Source organism: Streptomyces violaceorubidus, from assembly GCF_000717995.1.
GTDB lineage: Bacteria > Actinomycetota > Actinomycetes > Streptomycetales > Streptomycetaceae > Streptomyces > Streptomyces violaceorubidus.
On sequence record NZ_JODM01000013.1, the window covers coordinates 24,268 to 36,333 of the forward strand.

Here is a 12,066-nt window from a genome sequence, read left to right on the forward strand (position 1 = left end):
GATGTCGAAGCTCGGCACACTCGGCGCCCGACTGCACCACGGCGAGGTCGGCTACGACTTCGTCAAGAATCGCAAGATCTGGTACGGCATCTCGATCCTCATCACCATCACGGCCATCGTCGGCCTGGCGGTGCGCGGCCTGCACATGGGCATCGAGTTCCAGGGCGGCGCGGTCTTCACCACCCCGAAGAACATGAGCGCCTCGGTCTCCCAGACCGAGACCTGGGCGGAGGACGCCTCCGGCCACGACGCGATCGTCCAGAAGCTCGGCGACGGCAGCCTCCGCATCCAGATCGCGGGCACCGACACCCAGCAGTCGGACCAGATCAAGGAGGACCTCTCCAAGAACCTGGACGTCCCCGCGGAGAAGATCAACGCCGACCTGGTCGGCCCCAGCTGGGGTGACCAGATCGCCAACAAGGCCTGGCAGGGCCTCGGGATCTTCATGGTCCTCGTGGTGATCTACCTGGCGATCGCCTTCGAGTGGCGCATGGCACTCGCCGCCTTCGTCGCACTGATCCACGACATCACCATCACGGTGGGCATCTACGCCCTGGTCGGCTTCGAGGTCACCCCCGGCACGGTGATCGGTCTGCTGACGATCCTCGGTTACTCGCTCTACGACACGGTCGTCGTCTTCGACAGCCTCAAGGAGCAGACCCGGGACATCACCAAGCAGACCCGCTGGACCTACGCGGAGATCGCCAACCGCTCGATCAACAGCACCCTGGTCCGCTCCATCAACACCACGGTGGTCGCGCTGCTGCCGGTGGCGGGCCTGCTGTTCATCGGCGGCGGTGTCCTCGGCGCCGGCATGCTCAACGACATCTCGCTGTCGCTGTTCGTCGGCCTCGCCGCGGGCGCCTACTCGTCGATCTTCATCGCCACGCCGCTCGTCGCCGACCTCAAGGAGGCCGAGCCGCAGATGAAGGCCCTCAAGAAGCGGGTCCTCGCCAAGCGCGCCCAGGCGGCGGCCAAGGGCGAGACCACGGACTCCGCGGCCGACGAGGGTGCCTACGACGCCGACGAGCCCGACGACGCCGCGCCCGCGGTCGTCGGTCCCCGCGACCAGCCCGCGTCCCGGGGCAGGGGCCGCGGCCGACCGTCGGGGAAGCGCCGATGACCGACACGACCGACCTCACCGGGCTGCTCCTGAGCCGCATCCGGGACGTGCCCGACCACCCGGAGCCGGGCGTGGTGTTCAAGGACATCACCCCGCTCCTGGCGGACCCGGCGGCGTTCACCGCCCTGACCGACGCGCTCGCCGAGGTCGCCGGGGACACCGGCGCCACCAAGGTCGTCGGACTGGAGGCCCGCGGCTTCATCCTCGGCGCCCCGGTGGCCCTGCGGGCGGGCCTCGGCTTCATCCCCGTACGCAAGGCGGGCAAGCTCCCCGGAGCCACGCTCAGCCAGAGCTACGACCTGGAGTACGGCTCCGCCGAGATCGAGGTGCACGCCGAGGACCTCACCGCGGGCGACCGCGTCCTGGTCGTCGACGACGTCCTCGCCACCGGCGGCACCGCCGAGGCCTCGCTGGAGCTGATCCGCCGGGCCGGGGCCGAGGTCGCGGGCCTCGCCGTGCTGATGGAGCTGGGCTTCCTCGGCGGGCGGGCCCGGCTGGAGCCCGCTCTGGCCGGGGCGCCGCTGAAGGCACTGCTCACGGTCTGAGAGCGGGCCGGGCACACATCACGGCACCCTTGGGGCGGACCCGGAGGAATCCGGCGTCCGCCCCAGGCGTTGCAGGGGTTGACGGCCCTCACATTGGCCAGAAGGCGATCCTGGAGGGCAGGATCGCTACCATGGGGTATCCGGAGCCTCACCGGGGGACCCGGATCGCGCACGAGGAGTCCTCTTGCCAGACGAGGCCCAGCCACTGACCGCCGCAAAGCCCGAGTCCGCCTCGGCGTCCGCGGCGAAGCCCGCGCCGAGCGCGCCCCAGGCGAAGAACGACACGCGTGGGCCGATCCAGCACGCTCCCTCCACGCCGGTCGACAAGCCCGCGGAGCAGCAGCCGCGTCCCAAGACGCTGCCGGCCGAGCGCCCGCAGAACGCGCCCGTGGTCCGCACCCCCGCCGGGCAGCCTGCCCGCTCCGGCTCCTCCAACCGCGTCCGCGCCCGCCTCGCCCGCCTCGGTGTACAGCGGGCCAACCCGTACAACCCGGTCCTGGAGCCCCTGCTGCGCATAGTGCGCGGCAACGACCCCAAGATCGAGACGGCGACGCTGCGCCAGATCGAGCGCGCCTACCAGGTCGCCGAACGCTGGCACCGGGGCCAGAAGCGCAAGAGCGGCGATCCGTACATCACCCACCCGCTCGCCGTCACCACCATCCTCGCCGAGCTCGGCATGGATCCGGCCACGCTGATGGCCGGGCTGCTGCACGACACCGTCGAGGACACCGAGTACGGCCTGGAGGACCTGCGCCGTGACTTCGGCGACGTGGTCACCCTGCTCGTCGACGGCGTCACCAAGCTCGACAAGGTCAAGTTCGGCGAGGCCGCGCAGGCCGAGACCGTGCGCAAGATGGTCGTCGCCATGGCCAAGGACCCGCGCGTCCTGGTCATCAAGCTCGCCGACCGCCTGCACAACATGCGCACCATGCGCTACCTCAAGCGCGAGAAGCAGGAGAAGAAGGCGCGCGAGACCCTGGAGATCTACGCCCCGCTCGCCCACCGGCTGGGCATGAACACCATCAAGTGGGAGCTGGAGGACCTCGCCTTCGCGATCCTCTACCCCAAGATGTACGACGAGATCGTCCGCCTGGTCGCCGAGCGCGCCCCCAAGCGCGACGAGTACCTGGCCGTCGTCACCGACGAGGTCCAGCAGGACCTGCGCGCCGCCCGCATCAAGGCGACCGTCACCGGCCGCCCCAAGCACTACTACAGCGTCTACCAGAAGATGATCGTCCGCGGCCGTGACTTCGCGGAGATCTACGACCTGGTGGGCATCCGCGTCCTGGTGGACACCGTCCGCGACTGCTACGCGGCGCTCGGCACGGTCCACGCCCGCTGGAACCCGGTTCCCGGGCGGTTCAAGGACTACATCGCGATGCCCAAGTTCAACATGTACCAGTCGCTGCACACGACGGTCATCGGGCCCGGCGGCAAGCCGGTCGAGTTGCAGATCCGCACCTTCGACATGCACCGCCGCGCGGAGTACGGCATCGCCGCGCACTGGAAGTACAAGCAGGAGGCCGTCGCCGGCGCCTCCAAGGTGCGCACCGACGCCCCGAGGTCCTCCGGCAAGAGCAAGGACGACCACCTCAACGACATGGCGTGGCTACGCCAGCTGCTCGACTGGCAGAAGGAGACCGAGGACCCCGGCGAGTTCCTGGAGTCCCTGCGCTTCGACCTCTCGCGCAACGAGGTCTTCGTCTTCACCCCCAAGGGCGACGTCATAGCGCTCCCCGCCGGGGCCACCCCGGTGGACTTCGCCTACGCCGTCCACACCGAGGTCGGCCACCGCACCATAGGGGCACGGGTCAACGGGCGGCTGGTGCCGCTGGAGTCGACCCTGGACAACGGCGACCTGGTGGAGGTCTTCACCTCCAAGGCGGCCGGCGCGGGCCCCTCCCGCGACTGGCTGGGCTTCGTGAAGTCGCCGCGCGCCCGCAACAAGATCCGCGGCTGGTTCTCCAAGGAGCGCCGCGACGAGGCGATCGAGCAGGGCAAGGACGCCATCGTCCGCGCGATGCGCAAGCAGAACCTGCCGATCCAGCGCATCCTCACCGGCGACTCCCTGGTCACGCTCGCCCACGAGATGCGCTACTCGGACATCTCCGCGCTGTACGCGGCGATCGGCGAGGGCCATGTCGCCGCGCAGAACATCGTGCAGAAGCTCGTCTCGGCGCTCGGCGGCGAGGAGGCGGCCACCGAGGAGATCGACGAGTCGGTCCCGCCGGCCCGCGGCCGGGGGCGCAAGCGCCGAACCAGCGCCGATCCGGGCGTGGTCGTCAAGGGCGTCGACGACGTCTGGGTCAAGCTGGCCCGCTGCTGCACGCCCGTGCCCGGCGACCCCATCATCGGCTTCGTCACCCGCGGCAGCGGCGTCTCCGTCCACCGCAGCGACTGCGTCAACGTGGACTCGTTGTCCCGCGAGCCCGAGCGCATCCTCGAGGTCGAGTGGGCGCCCACCCAGTCCTCCGTCTTCCTGGTCGCCATCCAGGTCGAGGCGCTGGACCGCTCCCGGCTGCTGTCGGACGTCACACGGGTGCTGTCCGACCAGCACGTCAACATCCTCTCGGCGGCCGTCCAGACCTCCCGCGACCGCGTGGCCACCTCCCGCTTCACCTTCGAGATGGGGGACCCGAAGCACCTCGGGCACGTCCTGAAGGCCGTGCGCGGCGTGGAGGGCGTCTACGACGTGTACAGGGTGACTTCGGCACGCAGGCCGTCGTAGAGGGCCGCACAGGCGCACACACGAGAGGGGCTCCCGTACGCACCGTACGGGAGCCCCTCTCGTGCGTGGTCCGGGACCGTCAGCCGCCGAACTCGTGCAGCCCCTTGAGCGCCTGGTCCAGCAGCGCCTGGCGGCCCTCCAGCTCACGCGCGAGCTTGTCGGCCTTCGCGTCGTTGCCCTGGGCACGCGCCTGCTCGACCTGGGAGCGCAGCTTGTCCACGGCGGCCTGGAGCTGACCGGTCAGGCCCTCGGCACGCGCGCGGGCCTCCGGGTTGGTCCGGCGCCACTCGGCCTCCTCGGCCTCCTGGAGGGCCCGCTCGACCGCGTGCATCCGCCCCTCGACCTTCGGCCGGGCGTCGCGCGGCACGTGGCCGATGGCCTCCCAGCGCTCGTTGACCGAGCGGAAGGCGGCACGGGCCGCCTTGAGGTCGGTGACCGGGACGAGCTTCTCGGCCTCCTCGGCCAGCTCCTCCTTGAGCTTCAGGTTCTCCGTCTGCTCGGCGTCCCGCTCGGCGAAGACCGAGCCGCGGGCGGCGAAGAACACGTCCTGGGCGCCGCGGAAGCGGTTCCACAGGTCGTCCTCGTGCTCGCGCTGGGCGCGGCCCGCGGCCTTCCACTCGGACATCAGGTCGCGGTAGCGCGCGGCCGTCGGTCCCCAGTCCGTCGAGTTCGACAGCGCCTCGGCCTCGGAGACCAGCCGCTCCTTGGTCCGCCGGGCCTCCTCGCGCTGCGCGTCGAGCTGCGCGAAGTGCTGCTTGCGGCGCTTGGAGAACGCCGAGCGCGCGTGCGAGAAGCGGTGCCACAGCTCGTCGTCGGACTTGCGGTCCAGGCGCGGCAAACCCTTCCAGGTGTCCACCAGGGACCGCAGCCGCTCACCGGCGGCCCGCCACTGGTCGGAGCGGGCCAGCTCCTCGGCCTCCGCGACCAGGGCCTCCTTGGCGCCGCGCGCCTCGTCGGACTGCTTGGCCCGCTGGGCCTTGCGCTCCTCGCGCCGTGCCTCCACCAGCGCGACGAGCTTGTCCAGCCGGGCCCGCAGGGACTCCAGGTCGCCGACCGCGTGGTGCGCGTCCACCTGCTCGCGCAGGTGGCCGATGGCGGTCTGGGCGTCCTTGGCCGACAGGTCGGTGGTCTTCACCCGCTTCTCGAGGAGGCCGATCTCCACAACCAGGCCTTCGTACTTGCGTTCGAAGTAGGCCAGTGCCTCCTCGGGGGAGCCTGCCTGCCAGGATCCGACGACCTTCTCGCCGTCGGCCGTACGCACGTACACGGTCCCCGTCTCGTCGACGCGGCCCCACGGGTCGCTGCTCACAGCGCCTCCTCCACATGATGCCTGCGGAGGGCTTCGCTACCCCCGGGCATCGTCCACAGTTTCGTCACGGCCAACATAGGCGACCGGCGGGGGGCCTGTCCGCACCCGCGCGAGTCGAACTTTCGCTGATGAGGGTCAGGATTTCGTGACGGTGGCCTTGTCGATCACGACCGTCGCGTTGGGCGCCCCGTCCCCCTGACCGGTGCTCTCCCCGGCGTCCGCGATCTTCTTCAGCACGGCCATGCCCTTGTCGGAGATGGTCCCGAACGGCGTGTAGCTCGGCGGCAGCGGGCTGTCCTGGTACACGAGGAAGAACTGGCTGCCGCCGGAGCCCGGCTGCCCCGTGTTCGCCATGGCCACCGTGCCCGCCGGGTACGTGTTCGACTTGAGGCTCTTGTCCTTCAGGTTCTCGTCCGGGATGTTGTAACCCGGGCCACCGTTGCCCTGCCCCGTCGGGTCGCCGCACTGCAGCACGTAGATGCCGTTGGTGGTGAGGCGGTGGCAGGGGGTGTGGTCGAAGAAGCCCTTGCCCGCCAGGAAGTCGAACGAGTTGACGGTGTGCGGCGCCGCTTCCGTCTTCAGCGCGATGTCTATGTCACCGCAGGTGGTCGCCAGCTTCATCGTGTACTTCGCCGACTTGTCGATGGTCAACGCAGGTTCCTTCTTCCAGGTCTGCGTCTTGACCTTGCCCTCGGCGGGCTTCTCGCACGGGTCCGGCGCCTTGCTCGGTGCCGAGGCGCTCGGCGTGACCTCCGCGCTCGCGTTCGTCTTGCTGTCGTCGTCGTCCCCCAGGACCACGCCGGTCGTGTACAGCGCGACGCTGCCGATCAGAATCACGCCGAGCACCGACGCGATCGCGGCGTTGCGCATGCGCGCCTTGCGTCGAGCGGAGGTACGTCGCTGCTGCTGCCGCAAGAACTTCTCCCGGGCGAGCTGACGCCGCCGCTGCTCCTGGGTGACCACCGGGTTCTCTCCTCATGCGTCTTCGTGTGCCGACCGGTACGCGTGGGTGCGATGAGCCGACCGTGGGCGTGTAGCCCCGTACCGTATATGGGTTCGCTGAGGAATCGGCACCGCCGGTAGGCTCTGACCATGGGCGCGGCCGGTTCGCAAGCCCATCCGTACCGACACAAACGAAGGACGATCGTGCTCATTGCCGGGTTCCCCGCCGGTGCCTGGGGGACGAACTGTTATCTCGTCGCCCCTGCCGCCGGTGAGGAGTGCGTGATCATCGACCCGGGCCACCAGGCGGCCCCCGGAGTCGAGGAAGCGATCCGCAGGCATCGGCTCAAGCCCGTCGCCGTCGTCCTCACCCACGGCCACATCGACCACGTCGCCTCGGTCGTCCCGGTGTGCGGCGCCCACGACGTGCCGGCCTGGATCCATCCCGAGGACCGCTACATGATGAGCGACCCCGAGAAGGGCATCGGCCGCAGCATCGGCATGCCGCTCATGGGTGAGCTGACCGTCGGGGAGCCCGACGACGTCAAGGAGCTGACCGACGGCGCGAAGCTGGCGCTGGCGGGCCTGGAGCTGACCGTCGCGCACGCCCCGGGCCATACCAAGGGGTCGGTGACCTTCGGCCTGCCCGAGGCGGCGGACATCCCGCCGGTGATGTTCTCGGGCGACCTCCTGTTCGCCGGCTCCATCGGACGCACCGACCTCCCCGGCGGCTCCATGGACGACTTGCTCGAGTCCCTGGCACGCGTGTGCCTGCCGCTCGACGACGCGACCGTGGTGCTGTCCGGACACGGCCCCCAGACGACCATCGGCCAGGAGCGCGCCACCAACCCGTACTTGCGGCAAGTGGCCGCGGGCGGCCAAGGGAACAGCGCTGCCGAGGCTCCCCGACGAGGAATGTGACGAGACCTTCCGTGAGCACCTTCAAGGCCCCCAAGGGCACGTACGACCTGCTGCCGCCGGACTCCGCCAAGTACCTGGCCGTCCGCGAGGCGATCGCCGCCCCGCTGCGCAACTCGGGCTACGGCTACATCGAGACGCCCGGCTTCGAGAACGTCGAGCTGTTCGCGCGCGGCGTCGGCGAGTCCACCGACATCGTGACCAAGGAGATGTACGTCTTCGAGACCAAGGGCGGCGACCGCCTCGCCCTGCGCCCGGAGACCACCGCTCCGGTACTGCGCGCGGTCCTGGAGGCCAACCTGCACAAGGCGGGCAACCTGCCGGTAAAGGTCTGGTACTCGGGCTCGCAGTACCGCTACGAACGCCCCCAGAAGGGCCGTTACCGCCACTTCTCCCAGGTCGGCGCCGAGGCGATCGGCGCCGAGGACCCGGCCCTGGACGCCGAACTGATCATCCTGGCCGACCAGTCGTACCGCGCGCTCGGCCTGCGGGACTTCCGCATCCTGCTCAACTCCCTGGGCGGCCAGGAGTGCCGTCCCGTCTACCGGGCCGCGCTGCAGGACTTCCTGCGCGGTCTCGACCTGGACGAGGACACGCTGCGCCGCGCCGAGATCAACCCGCTGCGCGTCCTGGACGACAAGCGCCCCGACGTCCAGAAGCAGCTCACCGACGCCCCGCTGCTGCGCGACTACCTGTGCGACGCCTGCAAGGCGTACCACGAGGAGGTGCGCGAGCTGATCACGGCGGCGGGCGTGGTCTTCGAGGACGACCCGAAGCTGGTCCGCGGCCTGGACTACTACACCCGCACGACGTTCGAGTTCGTCCACGACGGTCTCGGCTCCCAGTCCGCGGTGGGCGGCGGCGGCCGCTACGACGGCCTCTCCGAGATGATCGGCGGCCCCTCCCTGCCGTCGGTCGGCTGGGCCCTCGGCGTCGACCGCACCGTCCTCGCCCTGGAGGCGGAAGGCATCGAGCTGGACATCCCGTCCGCCACCTCCGTCTTCGCGGTCCCTCTGGGCGAGGAGGCCCGCCGGATCCTGTTCGCCAAGGTCACCGAGCTGCGCAAGAACGGCGTCGCGGCCGACTTCTCCTACGGCGGCAAGGGCCTCAAGGCGGCGATGAAGGCGGCCAACCGCTCCGGCGCCCGGTACACCCTGGTCCTGGGCGAGCGCGACCTGGCCGACGGCGTCGTCCAGCTCAAGGACATGGAGTCCGGCGAGCAGAGCGCGATCGGCGTCAACGAGATCGTGGCGGAGCTGGAGTCACGGCTCGGCTAGCGGCCGGGTGTCCCCGTCCCCTCCAGGGGCGCGCGTTTCGTTCGCGTGTGCCCCTGGAGAACGGGTGGTGGCCCGAAAGCGCCGCTCCGGAGTGATCGCCGAACCGTTCATAGGCTCATCGAACGGTGCCCCTACAGGGTCGTGCGGCACAATGGCCCCTGCCCGAAGCAGTCCCACTCCCCAGTGACGGAATCGGCGTGATGAGCAAGACGACAGTGAAGGACGTCTCCACCGTGACAGAGTCGTCGCCGGACAGCGGCACCCGCACCCCGCGCACCGAGGGCGGCAGCCGCGCGCTCGCGCTGCTGCTGGTGATCACGGGCGCGGCCGGCCTGCTCGCCGCGTGGGTCATCACGATCGACAAGCAGAAGATCCTCGAGGCCAAGGTCGCCGGCACCACCTTCACGCCCGGCTGCAGCCTGAACCCGGTCGTCTCCTGCGGCAACATCATGGAGAGCGACCAGGCCTCGGCCTTCGGCTTCCCCAACCCGATGCTCGGCCTCGTCGCCTACGGCATCGTCATCTGCGTCGGCATGAGCCTGCTCGCCCGCGCCACCTTCCCGCGCTGGTACTGGCTCACCTTCAACGCGGGCTGCCTCTTCGGCATCGCCTTCGTCTCGTGGCTCCAGTTCCAGTCCCTGTACCGGATCAACTCGCTGTGCCTGTGGTGCTGCCTGGCCTGGGTCGCCACGATCCTGATGTTCTGGTACGTGACGTCCTTCAACGTCCGCAAGGGCTTCCTGCCCGCGCCGGGCTGGCTGCGCGGCTTCTTCGGCGAGTTCACCTGGGTCCTGCCGGTGCTGCACATCGGCATCATCGGCATGATGATCCTCACTCGCTGGTGGGACTTCTGGACCAGCTGACCGGCCTTCCGCGAGGGCGGGCCCACCGGGCCCGCCGCGTTGTCGGTGCGGTCCTTTAGGGTTCAGGGCGTGGAGCCCGATCTGTTCACCGCCGCAGCCGAAGAACGCCAGGAGAAGGACCCGACCGGCAGCCCCCTCGCCGTGCGGATGCGCCCGCGCACCCTCGACGAGGTCGTCGGCCAGCAGCACCTGCTCAAGCCCGGATCGCCCCTGCGCCGCCTGGTCGGCGAGGGCGCGTCCGGCCCCGCGGGGCCCTCCTCGGTCATCCTCTGGGGCCCGCCGGGCACCGGCAAGACGACCCTGGCCTACGTCGTCTCCAAGGCCACCAACAAGCGCTTCGTGGAGCTCTCGGCGATCACCGCGGGCGTCAAGGAGGTCCGCGCGGTCATCGACGGCGCCCGCCGCGCGGTCGGCGGGTACGGCAAGGAGACCGTCCTCTTCCTGGACGAGATCCACCGCTTCAGCAAGGCCCAGCAGGACTCCCTGCTCCCCGCCGTCGAGAACCGCTGGGTCACCCTGATCGCCGCCACCACCGAGAACCCGTACTTCTCGGTGATCTCCCCGCTGCTCTCCCGCTCCCTCCTGCTCACCCTCGAACCCCTCACCGACGACGACGTGCGGGACCTGCTCCGCCGCGCCCTGAGCGACGAGCGCGGCCTGCGGGACGCCGTCGCCCTCCCCGAGGACACCGAGGAGCACCTGCTGCGGATCGCCGGCGGCGACGCCCGCCGCGCGCTCACCGCCCTGGAGGCCGCCGCCGGGGCCGCGCTGGACAAGGGCGAGACGGAGGTCTCCCTGACCACGCTGGAGGAGACGGTCGACCGGGCCGCGGTGAAGTACGACCGCGACGGCGACCAGCACTACGACGTCGCCAGCGCCCTGATCAAGTCCATCCGCGGCTCCGACGTCGACGCCGCCCTGCACTACCTGGCCCGGATGATCGAGGCCGGCGAGGACCCCCGCTTCATCGCCCGGCGCCTGATGATCTCCGCCAGCGAGGACATCGGCCTGGCCGATCCGAACGCGTTGCAGATCGCCGTCGCCGCCGCCCAGGCCGTCGCCATGATCGGCTTCCCCGAGGCCGCCCTCACCCTCAGCCACGCCACCATCGCCCTGGCGCTGGCCCCCAAGTCCAACGCCGCGACCACCGCCATCGGCGCCGCCCTGGACGACGTGCGCAAGGGGCACACCGGCCCGGTCCCCGCCCACCTGCGCGACAGTCACTACAAGGGCGCCGGAAAACTGGGACACGGACAGGGGTACGTGTACCCGCACGACCTGCCCGAGGGCATCGCCGCCCAGCAGTACGCCCCGGACGGACTGAAGGAGCGGACGTACTACACGCCGACCCGGCACGGTGCCGAGGCCAGGTACGCGGACGCGGTGGAGTGGACCCGCGGGCACCTCGGTCGCAAGCCCTCCTGAGCAGCCTGTAGAATCGCCCGGAGCGCCGAGTCCCGTGCAGTCAGAACGGGACAACCGGCCGGAACCCTCCGGGGTTCCAGGAGCGTCGCGCACCGTCGATCGGTGTCGCGGGCAGCCCACCACCACCCGGCTTCCGGGAGCGGTCGGTGGGCCACTCGCGTGCTGCACGTATGTGCCCAGACCAGGGGAGCGGCTGCCCGGCGGGTCCCGAGCGGACCGGACGGGTTTCCCCGGCTGCGGATTGCGACCTCCCTCAACCCTGACAAGCCGGAAATCTAGAGAAGAGACACAGACAGTGGCGAACCAGTCCCGCCCCAAGGTCAAGAAGTCGCGTGCCCTCGGCATCGCGCTGACCCCGAAGGCCGTCAAGTACTTCGAGGCCCGCCCCTACCCGCCGGGTGAGCACGGCCGCGGCCGCAAGCAGAACTCGGACTACAAGGTCCGTCTGCTCGAGAAGCAGCGTCTGCGCGCGCAGTACGACCTCAGCGAGCGCCAGCTCGTCCGCGCCTACGAGCGTGCCTCCAAGACCAACATGAAGACCGGCGAGGCCCTGGTCATCGAGCTCGAGCGCCGTCTCGACGCGCTGGTCCTGCGTTCGGGCATCGCCCGCACGATCTACCAGGCCCGCCAGATGGTCGTGCACGGCCACATCCAGGTCAACGGCCAGAAGGTCGACAAGCCGTCCTTCCGCGTCCGCCCGGACGACGTCGTGCAGGTGCGCGAGCGCTCCAAGGAGAAGACGCTCTTCACGATCGCCCGCGAGGGTGGTTTCGCCCCCGACGGCGAGACCCCGCGCTACCTCCAGGTGAACCTCAAGGCCCTGGCGTTCCGCCTGGACCGCGAGCCGAACCGCAAGGAGATCCCGGTGATCTGCGACGAGCAGCTCGTCGTCGAGTACTACGCCCGCTGATCCCAGCCCCGGCGCAGTACCACCCG

10 protein-coding genes are annotated in these 12,066 nt (G+C 70.2%); 8 read left to right on the plus strand and 2 right to left on the minus strand.

What is annotated here, in order from left to right; all coding sequences use genetic code 11:
• Position 1: 1 nt before the first annotated feature.
• The 3 genes from secF to relA all read left to right on the plus strand — a co-directional run bounded on the left by secF (position 2) and on the right by relA (position 4,396).
• Positions 2-1,123 (plus strand): protein translocase subunit SecF, encoded by a 1,122-nt coding sequence (gene secF, locus IE94_RS0117485; protein WP_030185001.1) that lies wholly within the window; start codon positions 2-4, stop codon positions 1,121-1,123.
• Positions 1,120-1,668: an adenine phosphoribosyltransferase gene (locus IE94_RS0117490; protein ID WP_030185004.1), complete on the plus strand. Its 549-nt coding sequence runs from the start codon at positions 1,120-1,122 to the stop codon at positions 1,666-1,668. Before secF ends, IE94_RS0117490 begins: the two co-directional genes overlap by 4 nt.
• Positions 1,669-1,852: 184 nt before the next feature.
• Positions 1,853-4,396, plus strand: coding sequence for a GTP pyrophosphokinase (gene relA / locus IE94_RS0117495; protein ID WP_030185007.1), 2,544 nt, complete (start codon positions 1,853-1,855; stop codon positions 4,394-4,396).
• Positions 4,397-4,475: 79 nt separating this feature from the next.
• Here the strand turns inward: relA and IE94_RS0117500 are convergent, their stop codons facing one another.
• Positions 4,476-5,705, minus strand: coding sequence for a DUF349 domain-containing protein (locus IE94_RS0117500; protein ID WP_030185009.1), 1,230 nt, complete (start codon positions 5,703-5,705; stop codon positions 4,476-4,478).
• Positions 5,706-5,840: 135 nt separating this feature from the next.
• Positions 5,841-6,668, minus strand: coding sequence for a peptidylprolyl isomerase (locus IE94_RS0117505; RefSeq protein WP_030185010.1), 828 nt, complete (start codon positions 6,666-6,668; stop codon positions 5,841-5,843).
• A gap of 183 nt (positions 6,669-6,851) precedes the next feature.
• On the opposite strand from IE94_RS0117505, the gene IE94_RS0117510 reads away from it, so the two are divergent.
• The 5 genes from IE94_RS0117510 to rpsD all read left to right on the plus strand — a co-directional run bounded on the left by IE94_RS0117510 (position 6,852) and on the right by rpsD (position 12,040).
• Positions 6,852-7,568: an MBL fold metallo-hydrolase gene (locus IE94_RS0117510; RefSeq protein WP_030185013.1), complete on the plus strand. Its 717-nt coding sequence runs from the start codon at positions 6,852-6,854 to the stop codon at positions 7,566-7,568.
• An 11-nt stretch (positions 7,569-7,579) separates the two neighbouring features.
• Entirely contained in the window at positions 7,580-8,842 is a 1,263-nt protein-coding gene (gene hisS / locus IE94_RS0117515; protein ID WP_030185016.1) for a histidine--tRNA ligase, read from the plus strand.
• A 200-nt stretch (positions 8,843-9,042) separates the two neighbouring features.
• Positions 9,043-9,705: a vitamin K epoxide reductase family protein gene (locus tag IE94_RS0117520; RefSeq protein WP_030185019.1), complete on the plus strand. Its 663-nt coding sequence runs from the start codon at positions 9,043-9,045 to the stop codon at positions 9,703-9,705.
• Between the two features lie 69 nt (positions 9,706-9,774).
• Positions 9,775-11,130 (plus strand): replication-associated recombination protein A, encoded by a 1,356-nt coding sequence (locus IE94_RS0117525; RefSeq protein ID WP_030185021.1) that lies wholly within the window; start codon positions 9,775-9,777, stop codon positions 11,128-11,130.
• 295 nt (positions 11,131-11,425) lie between these two features.
• Positions 11,426-12,040 carry a 30S ribosomal protein S4 gene (gene rpsD, locus IE94_RS0117530; RefSeq protein WP_030185023.1) on the plus strand — a complete coding sequence of 205 codons (615 nt, stop codon included), beginning with the start codon at positions 11,426-11,428 and terminating at the stop codon, positions 12,038-12,040.
• Positions 12,041-12,066 lie beyond the last annotated feature (26 nt).